17 protein-coding genes are annotated in these 16,365 nt (G+C 59.4%); 16 read left to right on the top strand and 1 reads right to left on the bottom strand.

Annotated elements, in window-relative coordinates; genetic code table 11:
- The first annotated feature begins 423 nt into the window (after positions 1-423).
- The 16 genes from CXY73_RS09175 to CXY73_RS09100 all read left to right on the top strand — a co-directional run bounded on the left by CXY73_RS09175 (position 424) and on the right by CXY73_RS09100 (position 14,530).
- Positions 424-1,320 (top strand): ABC transporter substrate-binding protein, encoded by an 897-nt coding sequence (locus CXY73_RS09175; RefSeq protein WP_233198241.1) that lies wholly within the window; start codon positions 424-426, stop codon positions 1,318-1,320.
- A 37-nt stretch (positions 1,321-1,357) separates the two neighbouring features.
- A complete protein-coding gene (locus tag CXY73_RS09170) occupies positions 1,358-2,206 on the top strand; it encodes an ABC transporter ATP-binding protein (RefSeq protein ID WP_104177546.1) in 849 nt (282 codons plus the stop codon).
- A complete protein-coding gene (locus CXY73_RS09165; RefSeq protein ID WP_158254086.1) occupies positions 2,199-2,981 on the top strand; it encodes an ABC transporter permease in 783 nt (260 codons plus the stop codon). Before CXY73_RS09170 ends, CXY73_RS09165 begins: the two co-directional genes overlap by 8 nt.
- Positions 2,974-3,813, top strand: a complete 840-nt coding sequence (locus tag CXY73_RS09160; protein WP_104177544.1) for an ABC transporter permease — start codon at positions 2,974-2,976, stop codon at positions 3,811-3,813. Before CXY73_RS09165 ends, CXY73_RS09160 begins: the two co-directional genes overlap by 8 nt.
- The gene (locus CXY73_RS09155) at positions 3,813-4,487 is read left to right on the top strand and encodes an isochorismatase family protein (protein WP_104177543.1); all 675 of its coding nucleotides are present in this window, start codon (positions 3,813-3,815) and stop codon (positions 4,485-4,487) included. Before CXY73_RS09160 ends, CXY73_RS09155 begins: the two co-directional genes overlap by 1 nt.
- Before the next feature lie 463 nt (positions 4,488-4,950).
- Positions 4,951-5,664, top strand: coding sequence for a GntR family transcriptional regulator (locus CXY73_RS09150; RefSeq protein WP_104177542.1), 714 nt, complete (start codon positions 4,951-4,953; stop codon positions 5,662-5,664).
- Complete coding sequence (locus CXY73_RS09145; RefSeq protein WP_104177541.1) at positions 5,661-6,380, top strand: SDR family NAD(P)-dependent oxidoreductase; 720 nt, start codon at positions 5,661-5,663, stop codon at positions 6,378-6,380. Before CXY73_RS09150 ends, CXY73_RS09145 begins: the two co-directional genes overlap by 4 nt.
- Before the next feature lie 140 nt (positions 6,381-6,520).
- Entirely contained in the window at positions 6,521-7,759 is a 1,239-nt protein-coding gene (locus CXY73_RS09140) for a Rieske 2Fe-2S domain-containing protein (RefSeq protein WP_158254085.1), read from the top strand.
- A complete protein-coding gene (locus tag CXY73_RS09135; RefSeq protein WP_104177539.1) occupies positions 7,756-8,274 on the top strand; it encodes a 3-phenylpropionate/cinnamic acid dioxygenase subunit beta in 519 nt (172 codons plus the stop codon). Before CXY73_RS09140 ends, CXY73_RS09135 begins: the two co-directional genes overlap by 4 nt.
- Positions 8,271-8,471 (top strand): ferredoxin, encoded by a 201-nt coding sequence (locus CXY73_RS09130; RefSeq protein ID WP_104177538.1) that lies wholly within the window; start codon positions 8,271-8,273, stop codon positions 8,469-8,471. The genes CXY73_RS09135 and CXY73_RS09130 overlap by 4 nt, the downstream gene beginning before the upstream one ends.
- Positions 8,472-8,575: 104 nt before the next feature.
- A complete protein-coding gene (locus tag CXY73_RS09125; RefSeq protein ID WP_104177537.1) occupies positions 8,576-9,559 on the top strand; it encodes an ABC transporter substrate-binding protein in 984 nt (327 codons plus the stop codon).
- Positions 9,560-9,564: 5 nt separating this feature from the next.
- Complete coding sequence (locus CXY73_RS09120) at positions 9,565-10,428, top strand: ABC transporter permease (protein ID WP_104177536.1); 864 nt, start codon at positions 9,565-9,567, stop codon at positions 10,426-10,428.
- 131 nt (positions 10,429-10,559) lie between these two features.
- On the top strand, positions 10,560-11,297 hold the full coding sequence (locus tag CXY73_RS09115) for an ABC transporter permease (RefSeq protein ID WP_199185322.1): 738 nt from the start codon (positions 10,560-10,562) through the stop codon (positions 11,295-11,297).
- A gap of 13 nt (positions 11,298-11,310) precedes the next feature.
- Positions 11,311-12,111 carry an ABC transporter ATP-binding protein gene (locus CXY73_RS09110; RefSeq protein WP_104177534.1) on the top strand — a complete coding sequence of 267 codons (801 nt, stop codon included), beginning with the start codon at positions 11,311-11,313 and terminating at the stop codon, positions 12,109-12,111.
- Positions 12,104-13,027 carry an alpha/beta hydrolase gene (locus tag CXY73_RS09105; RefSeq protein WP_104177533.1) on the top strand — a complete coding sequence of 308 codons (924 nt, stop codon included), beginning with the start codon at positions 12,104-12,106 and terminating at the stop codon, positions 13,025-13,027. The genes CXY73_RS09110 and CXY73_RS09105 overlap by 8 nt, the downstream gene beginning before the upstream one ends.
- Before the next feature lie 75 nt (positions 13,028-13,102).
- Positions 13,103-14,530 carry an NAD-dependent succinate-semialdehyde dehydrogenase gene (locus tag CXY73_RS09100; RefSeq protein ID WP_104177532.1) on the top strand — a complete coding sequence of 476 codons (1,428 nt, stop codon included), beginning with the start codon at positions 13,103-13,105 and terminating at the stop codon, positions 14,528-14,530.
- Positions 14,531-14,818: 288 nt separating this feature from the next.
- On the opposite strand, the gene CXY73_RS09095 is transcribed toward CXY73_RS09100, so the two are convergent.
- Positions 14,819-16,339 carry an aldehyde dehydrogenase family protein gene (locus CXY73_RS09095; protein WP_104177531.1) on the bottom strand — a complete coding sequence of 507 codons (1,521 nt, stop codon included), beginning with the start codon at positions 16,337-16,339 and terminating at the stop codon, positions 14,819-14,821.
- Between the last annotated feature and the right edge of the window lie 26 nt (positions 16,340-16,365).

The raw sequence follows: 16,365 nt of genomic DNA, 5'->3' as shown, positions 1-16,365 counted from the left end.
TGATTGTGGCATCAACCGAGCCGCTAGCGCACCTAAAGTTATGGTTGCTGTTTCCTCATAGGCGTGCGCCTGATAGCGGACTGTGGTTCCTTCGTCGAGTCGCTAGTTTCGGATAGATGAACATCGGGACGATGATGCGTCGGCTTCTGATATCGGGCCTCTCGCCAACTATGAATCACGAGATGCCGCGACAATTAGGTGAATACAGTTGACAGATTTCTCCGAAGTTCGATAAGTTCTGTGAAACAGGCGACGAGGAGGCCACCTATGAAGTCGATGCGTGTAGCTGTATTTGGAAGTGTTGCATTGCTCGCGCTATCGGGTTGTAGTGCGGTCGGCGACGCAGGCGAGACTGTCAGTGGATCATCGACGTGTGCGGACGTTGACCTCAGTGAGGCGCCGGCCGAGTCTACGATTATTCGCATGGGCCATGGCGCCGCCGCAGAGGAGCCTTTCTGGCTCATGACTGCCGGCGGGAGCACAAGTCAGTATGACGGTGTGTGGTATGACATGGAGCTGTCCCCATTCCGAGGTACTGCCGAACGACTCACTGCCTATCAAGCGGGTGGCCTCGATGCGATCGTGATCAGTCCGCAGGCGCAGATTATCGGGACGGCTCGAGGCGCGCTCGATCTCTATAGCATTTCGACGATCATGCGCGAGGCAGAGCCGGACTCCTTCAGTACGAGCGCGGTGGTACTCGAGGACTCAGGGATCAGTTCGCTTGACGACCTCAAGGGGGCGGCTATCGCCATCGTCGACGAAGGCTCGCAACCCGATTTTATCGCACGTCAGGGTCTGCGTGAGGCGGACCTCGACCCCGCAACCGACGCAGAGTTCGTTGTTCTTCCATACCCGTCCCAGGCGGAGGCCCTGCACAATGGCTTGATTGACGTCGCGGTTCTGCCCGAGCCGTTCTACACGTTGGCGCTCAGTGAGGGAGGAGTGAAACCGCTCTTCGATGCAGCCGATCTGACCGACTTTGCGTACGACCTCCTGACGATCTCGTTCGACAGGAAGTTTGTGGAGGACAACATTGGTGCGGTATGTGCCTGGGCGGCTGATTACGCCGCCTCCATGGACGCCTACATTGCCGACCCCCAGGCCGGAAAGCGCGTCTTGGTCGGCAGTGATTTCGTCACGCTTCCAGAGGATGTCTACCTCCGCTCCACCGAGTACGCGCGTCCCGCCGGCGGCGTTGTCGACGCTGAGGGCACTGCACAGATGATGGAGGCCATGATCGAATTCGGCGTGGTCGAGGAATCCGATCGGATCGATGTCGGGACGCTCATTCGTGACGGCGTCACATTGGGACACTGAGTTGCGTTCACTCACAGCAGCATTGGAAAGGACCCTCATGGAACGGGCTCATGCCGACGACCTCACGGAAGTGGCAGCGGGGCTAACGCACTCTCTCGATGAGCTGAGCGTCTCGGTGACCGATCTCACTAAAGTTTTTCGCCGCGGTAACCGCGAAGTTACCGCCCTCGATGGGGTGAACTTCACAGCAAGACCGGGCGAATTCGTCACAGTGCTGGGCCCTTCAGGATGTGGTAAGTCCACCCTGCTCCATATTCTTGGCGGATTCGAGTCCGCAAGCACAGGAAGCGTTGAGGTGTTCGGCAAGTCCGTCACGGGGCCCGGCAGAGAACGGGGAATGGTCTTCCAGAGCGCCACACTGTTTCCTTGGTGGACTATCCAACGCAATGTCGCTTGGCCGCTCGAAGTCGGGGGCATGGGACGCAAGGCTAGTCGCGCTCGCGCAGACGACCTTCTCGAACTCGTCGGATTGACCGGATTCGGGGATGCATACCCCGGAGAGCTCTCCGGCGGGATGCAGCAGCGTGCGGGTATTGCGCGCACCCTGTCGCTCGAACCCCAAGTGTTGCTCATGGACGAGCCATTCGGAGCGCTGGATGCGCAGACGCGCGAACTCATGCAGGAGGAGCTAAATCGGATATGGCAGGCGTCCGGCACGACTGTGGTGTTCATTACGCATGACATCTACGAAGCCGTTTTCCTCGGCGACCGGGTTCTGGTCATGAGCGGTCGTCCTGGGCGTATCGTCGCCGATATCTCGATCGACCTGCCCCGCCCCCGCGGTCACGATGTCAAAGGCAGTCCGGAATTCTCGGACTATCACGCGAGATTGTGGAACCTGCTGCGGGACGAGGCGATCGCATCGGAGTTCCTCTCCCGTGATTGACGCGATCCTCGACCGCAAGTGGCTCGCCTCGCTGCTTTTCGCACTGTTGCTCATCATTTTGTGGCAGTGCATGGACGTGTTCGAGTTGCTTCCGTCGTACGTCTTGAGTCCGTGGGACATCCTGGACGCGCTCGTCGCTACGACGGTGGACGGCACGTTGCCGCTGGCGAGCGTGCAGAGCGTTTTGCTGCAGCTGAGTGGTTTCGCGGTGGGCGCGATAGCGGGCGTAGTGCTCGGGCTCACAGCCGGCGTAAGCCGGTGGGCCGAGGACTTCATCGATCCGGTCGTCTCGCTCACCTACCCGTTGCCCAAGATCGCACTTTTCCCGGTGGTAGTCATCTGGTTCGGATACACCGATTTTTCTCGAGCCCTCGTTATCGCCACATCCTGCTTCTTCCCCGTGTTCGTCAATGCGTATGCCGGTACTCGTAGCATCGAGCCGCGGCTTCTGTGGGTCGCGCGTAATGCTGATGCTGGCAAAGCGCGCATATTTCTGCAAGTGATCCTCCGCGCTGCGATGCCTGCTGTGAGCAACGGCATCCGCATCAGCCTTGCGCTGTCTTTCATCCTCACTTATGCAACTGAAACGCTAGGAGCCAGCGCAGGAGGGTTGGGGAACATGATCGAAGATGGATTCAACGACCTCCAATACGGACCGCTCTGGGCAGGCATCGTCGCGTTCGCGATACTCGGACTAGTCGCCGACCGAATTTGGGGTCGGCTGTCGGCCCTGTGGACTCGAGGACAGTTAGTGGAGGCGATGGGTCGTGTCTGAGAAAGTCATCGATCGCGTCACCTCGACGACCGGTCAAGAGCCATCAACCCCGTCGGGCTATCGCGCGGCCGAGTCGCAGCGGCGCTGGGCGCGGCGTGCGCGCCGTACCGTCGCCGTCCTGCTTCCCTTCGTCGTATGGTGGACCTTAGCCGAGATCGCCAACAACAGGCTCTTTCCCGGACCTATCGAGGTGATCGCGACGCTCGTCGACGTCACCGCCGATGGCACGATCTGGTTCCACGCTCAGCAGACGGCGCAACGTGGCCTCACTGGCCTTGCGATCGCCGTGGTAGGAGGCGTCTTTCTGGGCGTGGGAATGGCCTCCGTGCGGTGGATGGATTCGGTCCTCGAACCTCTCGTGTCGGCGACCTATCCCATCCCGAAGCTGGCACTGTTCCCGCTCTTGGTTCTTGCTCTCGGTTTCGGCGCCGAGTCGAAGATCGTCATGGTCACCCTGGAGTGTGCATACCCTGTGATCCTCACCACATACGCAGCGACCCGGGGAGTCGACAAACACTATTTGTGGCTCGCCCGTAACGTTGGTGCAGGGCCTCTGGCGCGTTTCGGAATCATCATGCGCGCCACGAGCACGTCGATGGTGGCAACCCTGCGGATGGCGCTACCCATCATGCTTGTCATCATGGTCGTCACAGAACTGATCAGTGAGAGCCGCGGACTCGGGTATCTCCTCCGACGCGCCAGCTCCGATTTCGACCCGGAGCTAACCATGGCCGTCGTGCTGCTGCTAGCCATCGTCGGGTTCGTGCTCGACCGGCTCGTCGTGCTTCTCGGCGACTTCGTAGGCCGCTGGGCCGGAAAGGTGCAATTGTGATGCGATCCGCGCTAGGAAACCTGACTAGGATCCCCGAGGAGGACGTCAGGGCGTTGCGGAAGATGTGGAGCGGCGAGATTCCAGCGCCGCGACCGCTCGGTCAACGGCCAGCGCTTCTCATCGTAGACATGACGGAAGGGTTCGTCCGCGACGAGTTCCCGACGGGATGGGCAGCGACCGGCGAGCCCTGCGCGCAAGCCATTGCACGGCTGAGAGCTTCCGCCAAACTCGCCGGGCTACCGGTCCTTTACACCGTCAGCGCCGAAATGGGCCATAGCGCCCAGATCGGTGACTGGCTCAAGCGCGACGAGCCGACCATGTTCCCCTTCGACCGGGCCGGGCGACACCACGACGTTGTGCAAGAGCTCGCACCCGCAGAGGATGACATCGTCTTCGTCAAGCCGAAACCCTCGGCGTTCTTCGGCACGCAGTTGGAATCAATACTCAACGCCTTGAAAACGGACTGCGTGATCATCACCGGGATGACGACCAGTGGATGCGTGCGCGCAACGGTGAACGACGGATTCATGCTCAACCGTCGGGTAATCGTGCCGGTGGAGTGCGTCGCCGACCGATCACAGCTCTCGCATGAGGTGGAGCTCTTCGACATGGGCGCAAAGTATGCCGATGTCGTAGAACTCGACTCACTCCTTGCTGCCATCGACGCGTTATGAACCATCTTCCTCAAGAACCGACTCCGAGACCGGCTACGATGACAGCCAAATCACGAGGTCGTGGCCGCGAGCACGGTGAACTCACCCGGTTGAAGACGGTGCCGACTCCGGTCCGGTGACAGCTCACGAAGTACGCAGAGAGTCCACCCGGAGCAATGCCGAGAGCGGCCTGCCCGGCAAGAATAGACTCGCCACAGGCGAATAGCGCTTAACAACTCCCGGGTCGAGGTCTTGAAAGAACTAGGCGCGACCGGGTGGGCAGAAATGAAGATGATTGAAACCGACGGAGGAGTGACATAAGCAAGCGAACAACAGGATGACCGTGTAGTCCTTGCACGGGTGTAATCGGAATGCCCGATCCTGATGGGACCGCACAAATCCTAGCCGAGAGAGGATTCCAACGCTTTGTCAATCGCGGATAACAATATTCAGACAGATCCCGCTGAAGGTGTATTCTGCATACATGTCACGTCGCCCCGATTTAAACGGTATTAGTATCACGCGCGTCCTCTCCGACCGACGGATCACGGCCGACTACATTGCCGACGCTATCCGAGATGCCATCAATTCTGGATCCCTCGGAGACGGCGCCGTTCTGAACCAGGCTGACCTCGCGACGTACTTCGGAGTGTCGCGGGTACCGGTCCGAGAAGCTATGCGGCAGCTCCAAGCTGAGAGCCTCATCGACTCACGTGCGCACCAACAGGCCGTGGTTCGTGGTCTAGACATTGACCGGCTGGTCGAGGTCTATACGCTCCGCTCGGTGTTGGAAGGCTGGCTGATCGAGCAGGCGATACCCAACATTACCTCGCAACAAATCGAGAAGGCACGGGAATTGAACGCGGAACTCGAGATCGAACAGTCCCACGCGCGATGGCTAGAAATTAATGCGGCGTTCCACCGGGAACTATACGAGCCCTCGGGAGCCTTGATTACGCTGGAATTGCTCGACCAACTACGCGCTCGCGCAGAACGGTATGCCCGGATGTGGAGCCAAGGAACCGGAATTCACCGACCCGCCGAGACCTGTCAGGAGCACAACACAATCCTCGATCTCGTAGAGAGTGGTGCCGTTGCCGAGGCGAAGGACGCAATCCAAGAGCACGTCCTGCACACTCGAGATCGCGTCGTTCACTACGGCGTGTCGCTCGGACTAAAGAATCTCGAACTCGCATGACGCGCTCTGACGATTTCGTGGAGAAAACTATCGTCGTAACCGGTGGAGCGGGCGGAATCGGCGGAGGAGTCGTGCGAGCTCTTCGTGCTCGCGGGGCCACGGTTGCTGTTCTCGACATCGCGCAGTCGAGCGATGCGACCCTCTCGATCACGTGCGATGTCACTGAAGCGCGCGATGTTGCTGCGGGGATGCGCAGAGTGCGCTCGGAGTTTGGGGATCCCGAGCTATTAGTTTGTGCGGCGGGAGTCGTGAAGGAGTTTCCTTTCGAAGACCTCGAACTGGAGGAGTGGCAACGCGTGATCGATGTCTCACTCACGAGCGTGTATCTGATCACCCGTGAAATGTTGCCCGGTATGGTACGCCGTGGCGGAGGAGCGGTCGTGACGATGTCGAGTGGATGGGGGCGAAAAGGCTATCCGTTCGGGTCAAACTATGCGGCTGCGAAGAGCGGTGTTGAGGCACTCTCGAAATCATTAGCCCTTGAGTACGCGCTCCGCGGCGTCCGTGTCAACAGTGTCGCGCCGGGCCCGGTCAAGACTGCGATGATTCAAGACAATCCCGCCTTCGATGAGCACAAGAAGGCCGCGGCTATTCCCATGGGCCGGCTGGGTGAGATCGACGATATAGTCGCACCGATCCTCTTCCTTCTGGGCGAAGAATCAGCTTATATCACCGGTCAAGTTCTGCACGTTAACGGTGGATTACTAATGCCGTAAGAGTCTTCATTGAATCTTTACTGGCAGAAAAAAGCAGAAAGTGTATTCTGTGTACTATGCCTCAAAATAGCAATGACAGGCGGATGGGCGTCACAGAACGTCTCCGCAATACAGTAGAACCCGAGCAAGGTTGGGTCCCGATGTTCGTCTACTCGGATCCGGACGTGTATGAGCTCGAACTTGAGCGCGTCTTCCCTCACACCTGGCTGTTCCTCGCCCACGCGTCGGAGCTCTCAGGGCCCGGTTCTTTCGTGGTACGCGACATGGGAGAGCAGTCCGTGATTGTTGGCCGTGGAGACGACGACGTTGTGCGCGTGTTCCTGAATTCGTGTCGGCACCGGGGAATGAAGCTCGCGTGCGAAGACTTCGGCCAGGTCGACATGTGGCGGTGCCAGTATCACGGGTTCACTTACGGATCGAAGGGCGATTTCATGGGCACACTGCTCGGCGCCCCGTTCGAGCGCCAGGCGTATCCACAAGGGCTCGATCGGAAAGCGCTGAGTTTGATCGAGGCGAGGGTGGAGACCTATCAAGGGCTGATCTTCGCCACTTGGGACAAGAAAATCGCCCCTTTGTCCGATTTTCTGGGCGATGTGCGGTGGTACCTCGATCTCCTCTTCGGTCGTGCCGAGATGGAGGTCGTTGGCGTGCCTCAGAAGTGGGTGGTGCCATCCGGATGGAAGCTGCCCGCTGACAACTTCACATCCGACGCTTACCACACAGCCACGGCACACTCGTTTATGGCCCGGCTCAATCTCACGAAAGGGGTCGACTTCGGCCGTGACGGTTATCACGTCGCGCCCGATAATGGCCACGGGCTCGGAATCGGAACCCATTCCGACGACGAGTCATACTTTCCGCCGGAATTGCAGGAAGAATACCGCAGTAGATTAAGCGAAGAGCAGTACGAATTGCTTAGTCATTTGAAGAATCTGCACGGGAACGTGTTCCCTCACATGTCTTTCCTGCAACCTAACTTCATCGACATCGACGGCAAGAAGGTGAGCGGTCTGATGCTGCGAGTCTGGCAGCCTATCGGTCCAGACAAGCTGCAGGTCTGGTCGTGGCACCTGATCGAGAAGAACGGTCCGGATTGGTGGAAGAAGGCCGCTAAGGCCGCCTACGTGCAGACCTTCGGCTCATCCGGGATGTTCGACCAGGACGACACGGAGAACTGGGAAGCTCAAACACGGAATTCAAACACCGCGCTGGCGCGAGACGAGGAGATCATGCTTCATTACGGCATGGGACTGGGAATGGAGCCGTTGACCGAATTCCCAGGCCCCGGACATGTCTTCGACGGAAAGTTTTCTGAGGCGGCCGGCCGGAAATATTGGCGCACTTGGCTGGACTTGGTTCTGAAGGAGCCGGAGAAATGACGCGCTCGGCCATACAAGTTGACCTCGAGACCCGGCTCGAGATCTCCGATTTCCTCGTGCAAGAGGCGGAGTACCTTGACGATCGGCAGTATGAAGAGTGGCTCACGATCTTCGCTCCGGACATTCACTACACCGCACCGATCCGGGTCCACCGGAAGTCGCCAGCTTCCGATATCGTCGACGACATCGGCCACTTCGACGACGACTTCGCCTCGCTGACCATGCGGGTCAAAAGATTGCGCACCGATGTCGCATGGGCGGAGGATCCGCCGTCGCACACCCGTCGCCTGATCACCAATATCAGAATTCGTCTGACGGATATAGCTGACGAACTGGATGTCCGATCCAATCTTCTGATGTTTCGAAGCCGCGGCGACCGTGGTTCCTATGACCTAATCGCCGGAGAACGTCAGGACCGTTTCCGCAGGATTGGACAGGAGTGGAAGATCGCCCGCCGACGGGCGATCCTCGACCAGTCCTCTCTCGGCACGAAGAATCTCGGAGTATTCCTATGATCGACGTGACGATTGATCTGAGCAGGTGCCAGGGCTACGGTAACTGCGTGTCTGCGGCCCCTGAGGTCTTCGATATTAACGACGAAGGGCATGCTTTCCTGCTCATGTCCGACATCGGCGAGGAACGCCTGACCGAGGTCCAGGCTGCAGTAAAAGTGTGCCCAGTGGCCGCGATCAGCGTGGCAATGCGCGCTTAAACTCAGCTCACTAACGTGGTCGATTGACTTACTAGTGAGATAGTGACTACTGTATACACGTACTAGTTTTATGCTCCTTTACAAAGAAGTTACGGAGGCAACAAATGGTCACAGCAAATAAGACCCGCACCAACGCCGGCCGAGCTGCGCTGGCTGCGATAGCGTCAGCTGCGCTCCTGCTCGCCGGTTGCGCCCAATCCGACGTTGAGGTAAAGACGCCAGCAACGGCTGAAGGTGCCCTGGAACAGACGTCAGTCAAGTTCGGGATCCTTCCGACTCCAGACTACGTAGCGATCCAAATCGCACTCGATCAGGGATTCTTCGAAGACGAAGGGATCGCGGCGACCACAGAGGTTATGAGTCCCGGCGGAGCGATTCCGGCAGTACTCGGCGGCAGCTTGGACGTCGTCGGTGTCAACTGGGTCGGATATTTGCAGGCCGTCAGTCAGGGTATTGAGATCTCTGCGGTCGCTGAGGCGGATCGAGGTGGGCCCGGCTATGCCGAGATCATGGTTCTCGAGGACTCGCCAATTAAAACGTTGGCCGACCTCGATGGTAAAAAGGTTGGCGTAGTTGTAACACCGGGTAACTGTGATCAGATTCCGTTGGCAGCCCTGGCGAATTCTGGCTCTGATGCCCAGCCGGATTTCGTGACCATTGCTATTCCCGACATGCCGGGCAACGTGCAACGTGGTGGCATCGACGCCGCATGCGTCCCCGAACCCACGCTCAGTGCGATGAAGGCAGCTGGCGGATTCCGGTCAATTAATGATCTCTTCTCGGGAGACTACGAACAGTTTCCGATCGTCGGATTTACCACGTCGGAGAAATATGCGTCCGCCAATCCGAATACCGTAGCGGCTGTGAAGCGTGCGCTTCAGAAGGCGACGGATTTGGCGCGGACCGATCCCGACATAGTCCGCGTAGCCATTCTGCAGTACACGCAAATCCCGGAGGCTGCGGCGGCAAACATGACGCTGCCGTCGTATCCGGAGGAGTCCGATTTCTCGAAGCTTCAAATCGTCGTAGACGTTCTGGGCGACACCGGTCTGGTGCCGAACGCGACCATCCCGGGTGCAGATAAGTAGCCCCCGTGCAATCCCTTGGTAGTGGAGTCGACACCCTCGACCGGCGGAAGCCGGAGGGTGTCGGCTCCGAGGCATCCTCTTCCCGCAAAGGAAAGCGTCGCATCAGTACGAAGCTCGTCTACGGCGTCTCGGGGGCGATCGGATTTCTCCTGATCGCCGAGATGGTCTCGAGACTCGGCATCGTCGACGAAAAATACCTTCCCCATGCGTCAACCGTCATCGTGCGCGCATTGCAGCTCATCGTCGACCCGGTGTTCCTGCAAGAGGTCGGCTGGACGCTATGGGGATGGGCACTGTCCCTCGTCCTCGCCGCTGTGATTGCGATTCCGGCGGGCGTGGCGCTAGCGTCATCAAAGCTGGCGTACGCTGCCAGCTCGTCAGTCATCAACGCGCTCCGTCCCATTCCTGCCGTCGCACTCATCCCATTGGCGATTTTAGTGTGGGGGCAGGGCACCGAGATGAAAGTAATGCTCACGACCTTCGGCATTATTTGGCCAGTACTTTTTAATACCATCTATGGGGTTCGGGACGTCGATCCGGTCGTGAAAGAGACCGCACGGAGCTTCGGGATCCCACGTTTTGCGATCCTGAAAGAAGTTGTCCTACCGAGCGCCGCACCGTTCATTTTGACAGGAATACGGATCGCCGCGAGCCTCGGCCTCGTAATCATCGTCGGTGCCGAGCTTGTAGCCGGCGCTACATCAGGCATTGGGTCCTTCATCCTCCAAGCGAGTAGTGCGGGTGACGACGTCGCCACCGTTCTTGCGGGGGCTATTTGGGCTGGAGTGCTCGGTTTGGCGATCAATGGCATCCTGAGCTTGGTCGATCGTCGATTTTTTCGCTGGGTACGGCGCGGAACGGAGAACTAATGGCGTCAATATTGTCGGGAACCGCATCACGTGCCGTTCGTCCACCCGCGTCGGGCGCGCCCAAACTCCAAAACGAGTTCATGTCTGGGGCCAAGTTCGTAATCATCAGGATCGCCGCCCCGGTCATTCTCGTGGTGCTGTGGCAGATCGCAGCTGTTGCGGGCGATTCGCTTTATTTCCCCCCGCCCTCGGAGATCGCGGTACGGATGTACGAGCTGTGGTTTTCCGGACCGTCACCCTGGTTTGTCACGCCGGCACTTGTGGCAGATATCGGCTCAAGCCTGGGACGGATGTTTGCGGGGTGGGGCATCGCTGTCGTCCTCGGCGTGGCCCTCGGAATTGCGATTGGACGGTCCCGGGTGGTGTCGCAGCTCGTCGACCCGATAGTCCACTTCTTGCGGTCGACCCCCGGTCCCGCACTGATCCCGGTGTTCCTCATCCTTCTCGGTACCGACAATCTGATGCGCATCTCTTTGATTGCATTCGGTTCTATTTGGCCTGTTCTCTTGAACAGCATCGACGGCGTCCGCGCGATCGACTCGACTCAGCTTGAGACGGGTCGCGCTTTCGGCCTGCCGTGGCGCGCGCGGATCTTCCGAATTGTGATCCCTGCCGCGATGCCCAAGATATTTGCTGGGATTCAGGTGTCGCTCGCTGTCGCCCTCGTTTTGATGGTGATCAGCGAACTTACCGTTTCTACCGACGGGATCGGGCATCAACTCCTTACTGCGCAACAGACATTCGCCCTGACGGACATGTGGGCGGGCATTGCCCTGCTTGCAATTCTGGGCTATCTACTGAATCTCGGCTTTACCGTGATCGAACGGCGCGTCCTCCGTTGGTATCGCGGCGCCCGCCAGCACGACTAACCCTCGGAGACCCATGACGACCACAGCCCCATTACTCGACATCAAAAATTTGCACCATGCGTATGGTCCAGGAAGCATCGCGATCGACGACGTGACCTTCAGCGTGAACAACGGTAAGTTCACATCGATCGTGGGTCCTTCAGGATGTGGAAAGACGACTCTCATGAAGTCGATCGCGGGCCTACTCTCGTTCACGAGCGGGCAGGTCAATCTCCTCGGCCAGGATGTCACGGAGGTCCCTTCCGACCTCGCCATGGTGTTCCAGGATTACAGCCGGTCACTTTTTCCGTGGTTGAAGATCGGAGCGAATGTCGAACTGCCGCTGCGTTACCGGGGACTGGACGTTAAGGAACGTGAGCAGCGGACTCAGGAAAGTCTCGAGGCCGTCGGGCTCGGTAACAAGGCTGACAAGTACCCGTGGGAGCTGTCCGGTGGTATGCAGCAGCGGGCAGCGATCGCCCGTGCGCTCGCGTTTCATCCGAAGCTTTTGTTGATGGATGAACCGTTTGCTTCCGTCGATGCCCAAACACGAGCAGACCTCGAAGATCTAGTTGGACACGTCCACAGGACGCTGGGAATGACAATTTTGTTCGTGACACACGACATTGACGAAGCGGTCTACTTGGCGGACGAGGTTCTCGTGCTCTCGAAATCGCCGAGCAGGGTCGTGGAGCGCATCGCGGTTGACCTCCCCGCTGAGCGCGACCAGGTCACGACGAAGGAGTCGAGCGCGTTCGTGACCCTTCGATCTCAAGTCGCCCGGCTCATTCGTCACGCGCCGGATAGCGAGAGCGTCGGCGCCGCGAATGAGTGATATCAAGGCTACTGTGGGCCGCGAAATTGTAAGCGGCCTGTACTACGAAGTTTTGGGTGATGGTTCGGGGTACCCATATCCCGTACTCTTCATCCACGGTGGAGCATCCTTCGGAACGACGTGGCGATCTTCCTTTGACGGTGGCGCAGGGTGGGCGGACCGGCTCGCCGCTGATGGGTACGAATGCTGGGTTACCGACTGGCCTGGTTCCGGTCGTTCCGGCTACCGTGACCTTCTGACACTTGACTACCAAGACGTGGTCGACGGCTACATTCGGCTTGTCAGAGATATCATCGGACGTCCCGTAGTAGTCATGCCCCATTCGATGGGAGGAGCGGTCGCCTGGCGACTCATCGAGGAGATCCCCGAACTTATCGCCGGAGTCGTTGGGATCGCGTGCGCGTACCCGGCGAATATCCAACAAAAATCGGAGGTCACGAGCGATGATGGCAACGTGGTGCACTTGACCTTCGTCGACACAGGGGTGTCGTTCGAAGTGGATCGGCGCACGCCCTACACCTACGGTGATAGTTACATCAACGATCAGGCCATCGCAGGAAGTACGCAATTCGACCCTGAATGGCTGCCAATTCTGAAGGCCGGGGTTGGCTCAATGTCTCCCCGGATGCTTCTGCAACGAGTGGGTGCGATCCCGGGCATGCCCGTAATTGAGAGTGTCAAGGGATTCGAAGGAAAGCGCATCCGATTGCTGGCCGGAAGCGAAGATCCTGCACACACCCTCGAACTCGAGCGGCGGACCGCCCAACTCCTCACCTCATGGGGAGCGGACGCGGAAGTGGTATGGCTAGCGGACGAGGGGCTTGAGGGCAATGGCCACTATCTTCCGAGGGAACGCAACTACCTCGAAGTCCTAGACATCGTGACGAAACAGCTCGACTGTATCGTCGCCCGCTGAACCGTACCTTTCTGTGGCAGCTGTGCCCTCAGAATCCAATGAGCGTTGCGCTCACACACGAAAAGAGAATGATCAGTGCCCTATATTGCAGACCTCTTCATCGATGGTGTCTGGAGAGCGGGCGGCGACAACACCCGTTTCCCCGTCATCGACCCGTCCGACGGATCAACGATCGCTGATTTCGCGATCGCGACCGAAAGCGATTGCATGGCCGCGGTCGATGCAGCAGCAGCAGCCCAGCTTTCGTGGGCAGCAACATCTCCCCGAGAGAGGAGCGAGCTGTTGCGGTCTGCGTACGACATTCTCACCGACGAAGTCGACTATTTCGCAGAAATCATGGTGCGCGAGAACGGAAAGTCGTGGTCAGACGCCCTCGGGGAGGCGAACTACGCCAAGGAGTTCTTCCGGTGGTTCGCCGAAGAAGCGGTCCGTATCCCCGGCGAATACCGGCTCTCGCCAGCTGGCGACAAGCGCATCCTCGTCGACCGGCAGCCGATTGGTGTGTCCCTCCTCATCACGCCCTGGAACTTTCCCGCAGCGATGGCGACTCGCAAACTCGCCCCTGCCCTCGCGGCCGGATGTACCACGCTTCTGAAGCCTGCTCGCGAGACGCCGCTGACCGCCGCGTACGTGGTCGAGGTGTTGCGCCGTGTCGGCGTTCCGAATGGCGTGGTCAACCTCGTTACTCCGGTGCCGACTGGGCCGCTGGTGGCAAAAATAATAGCGCGTCCCGAAGTACGAAAACTGTCATTCACCGGATCCACCGAGGTCGGACGCGATCTGCTCCGGGAGTGTGCGGAGTCGGTGGTGAGTGCATCGATGGAACTCGGAGGTAATGCTCCGGTGATCGTGCTCCCGGGCGCCGACATGGACGCCACGATTGAGGGTTCAATGCTTGCAAAAATGCGTAATGGCGGCTCGGCCTGTACCGCTGCGAATCGGTTCTACGTGCACTCGTCTCTTCACGATAACTTCGTGGAACGGATGTCGGCAGAGCTGAGCGCAATGAAAGTCGGGCCAGGTCTGGACCGTTCCAACAGTCTCGGCGCCCTCGTCTCCGTGGGGGAGCGCGACAAGGTGGCTGCTCTGGTCGAATCCGCCGTGGCTGACGGCGCAACCATTATGACCGGGGGACGCAAGTCGGATCGGGGGGCCTTCTACGACGCGACTCTGGTCGTCGGTGTACGGCACGGGTCACAGATCAACGCCAACGAGATATTTGGGCCAGTTACCGCTGTCGTGAAATACGACGATGTCGATGACGCCATCCGGATGGCGAACGACACGATTTACGGCCTCATGGCCTACGTCTTTGGTGAAGAGCGGGAGGCTATCGCAGTGGCTCATTGTTTGGAGTACGGCATGGTCGCCGTGAATCGCGGGGTACTCAGCGACCCCGCCGCGCCGTTCGGTGGTGTGAAGCAGAGTGGACTCGGTCGGGAAGGTAGTTCAGAAGGAATTCTCGAATTCCTTGAGGAAAAATACATCGCGCTGAACAGCTGACCTCACGTCTTTGCCCGCTTGCCAGCAGATTACCGGTTAGGCGCGTGCTGAGCTCCAGACCGTCGGAGAAGGCGGGGACTTCGCTGGTCGTGCCGCAGGCGATGGCTCCGGTGGGAGGGTGACTGATGGCAACTGAACTGCTCAGGAAGGTTGGCGGCCCTCCGTTTTGCACGGGGCCGCCAACCGGTGATACATCGGCGTCAACAGGAACTACACACGCCGCAGGACTCAATCGGTTGGAATGCCGGCGGGATGTGTATCTATATATCGATGCGGCGTCTTCGGGCGTCAGCGCTTGGCTATCAGCCGTTCGAAGGCGACACCGGGGTCACTAAGCCGGGTGTGTACGACCTTGGATTCCAGGAAGGAAAGGAGTTCATCAGCGGACTCTTCTCGGCCGATGCCGCTGTTCCGAGTACCGCCGAAGGGTGTGCCGAAGTAGTGGCGGGACGAGTCGTTGATCCACACGTATCCGGCGTCGAGCCGATCAGCGGTGCGGTGCGCGAGGGAGAGGTCTCGGGTCCACACCGAGGCTGTGAGGCCAAGGTCAGTGCCGTTGGCGAGGTCGAGCATTTCCTCATATCCGTCGAATCGCATGACGGCGATCACCGGGCCGAAGATCTCTTCGCTGGCGATGCGCATGTCCTTTCGCACGCTACCGAACATGGTAGGGCGCAGATAGAAACCGCCGTCGGGAGCGCCGTCGGGTCGTTCTCCGCCCGTGAGGAGTTCGGCACCCTCCTGTAAGCCGCTATCGATGTAGCTCTGTACCCGTTCGTAGTGCTGGCGGCTGACCAGCGGTCCCATATCGTTAGTTTCGTCATAAGCCGCCCCAACGTGGTATTCGCTGACGCGGGCTGCAAGCTTGGACGTGAACTCGTCGTACAGGGTGCTATGCACCAAGACTCTGGAATTCGAGCCGCAGGACTGTCCCTGAGAGACATTGAAATTCATGCCGAAGATCGCGCCCTCGACTGCCTCGTCGACATCGGCGTCGGGCATGATCACCATAGCGTTCTTGCCGCCGAGCTCCAGCGTCACGTATTTGACGTGACCAGATTCGGCCGCGCGGCGCTGGATGGTGAGACCTGTGCCTACGCTGCCAGTGAAGGCGAGTCTTTTGACTCTCGGGTCGGTGACTAACGAGTCGCCGACCTCGGCTCCGCCGGTCACGATGTTGACAACTCCTGGTGGAAAGGCCTCGTTGTACAGCTCGGCCAGGAGCAACGCGGAGAGCGAGGCCTGCGGCGCCGGCTTCATGACGAGGGTGTTTCCCGTTATCAGTGAGGGCAGCGGTCGGGTGATCGCGAACATCGCGGGGTGGTTGTAGGCGGTAATCCTACCGACTACGCCATAGGGTTTGCTGGCCGTGTAGTGGAGGTTGCCGGGGCTTGCAGGGATGACTTGACCGTTCATAGCGGCGGCGAGTGGCGGCCAGCCCGCGACGTAGTTGAGCGCGAGATCGACGTCGAGTCGCATCTGTTGCACTGGGTTACCGCAATCGATCGCGTCGAGCATGGCGAGATCCTCGCGGTGTTCCGCGACGAGTTGGGCGAAGCGCTTGAACGCTTTACTGCGCCCTGCCACCCCGAGGGCGTCCCATGCAGGCTGAGCAGCGCGTGCGGCCGAGACGGCGCGCTGCACGTCTTCAGCACCGCCCTCGGGCACTTCGGCCAGGTCCTCGCCAGTGTTGGGGTTGACGGTGATGACTCGTTGCCCGCTCTGCGACTCTACGAGTGCGCCGTCGATGAGCATGCGAAAGCGGCGGCCGTCGACATACTGTTTGACGGGGTCCGGGATGATGTCCATGGTGTTGTCTCCTTCGAACAGGTGGC

The sequence above is a fragment of the Cryobacterium sp. Y50 genome (assembly GCF_002929805.1).
Classification (GTDB): domain Bacteria; phylum Actinomycetota; class Actinomycetes; order Actinomycetales; family Microbacteriaceae; genus Cryobacterium.
This window is presented reverse-complemented; position numbering and strand designations above follow the sequence as displayed.

Excerpts from the sequence above, each read along its gene's own strand:
- CXY73_RS09175 (WP_233198241.1), top strand. The coding sequence starts at position 424 with ATGGGCCATGGCGCCGCCGCAGAGGAGCCTTTCTGGCTCATGACTGCC.
- CXY73_RS09170 (WP_104177546.1), top strand. The coding sequence starts at position 1,358 with ATGGAACGGGCTCATGCCGACGACCTCACGGAAGTGGCAGCGGGGCTA.
- CXY73_RS09155 (WP_104177543.1), top strand. The coding sequence starts at position 3,813 with ATGCGATCCGCGCTAGGAAACCTGACTAGGATCCCCGAGGAGGACGTC.
- CXY73_RS09150 (WP_104177542.1), top strand. The coding sequence starts at position 4,951 with ATGTCACGTCGCCCCGATTTAAACGGTATTAGTATCACGCGCGTCCTC.
- CXY73_RS09145 (WP_104177541.1), top strand. The coding sequence starts at position 5,661 with ATGACGCGCTCTGACGATTTCGTGGAGAAAACTATCGTCGTAACCGGT.
- CXY73_RS09140 (WP_158254085.1), top strand. The coding sequence starts at position 6,521 with ATGTTCGTCTACTCGGATCCGGACGTGTATGAGCTCGAACTTGAGCGC.
- CXY73_RS09135 (WP_104177539.1), top strand. The coding sequence starts at position 7,756 with ATGACGCGCTCGGCCATACAAGTTGACCTCGAGACCCGGCTCGAGATC.
- CXY73_RS09130 (WP_104177538.1), top strand. The coding sequence starts at position 8,271 with ATGATCGACGTGACGATTGATCTGAGCAGGTGCCAGGGCTACGGTAAC.
- CXY73_RS09125 (WP_104177537.1), top strand. The coding sequence starts at position 8,576 with ATGGTCACAGCAAATAAGACCCGCACCAACGCCGGCCGAGCTGCGCTG.
- CXY73_RS09110 (WP_104177534.1), top strand. The coding sequence starts at position 11,311 with ATGACGACCACAGCCCCATTACTCGACATCAAAAATTTGCACCATGCG.
- CXY73_RS09105 (WP_104177533.1), top strand. The coding sequence starts at position 12,104 with ATGAGTGATATCAAGGCTACTGTGGGCCGCGAAATTGTAAGCGGCCTG.
- CXY73_RS09095 (WP_104177531.1), bottom strand. The coding sequence starts at position 16,339 with ATGGACATCATCCCGGACCCCGTCAAACAGTATGTCGACGGCCGCCGC.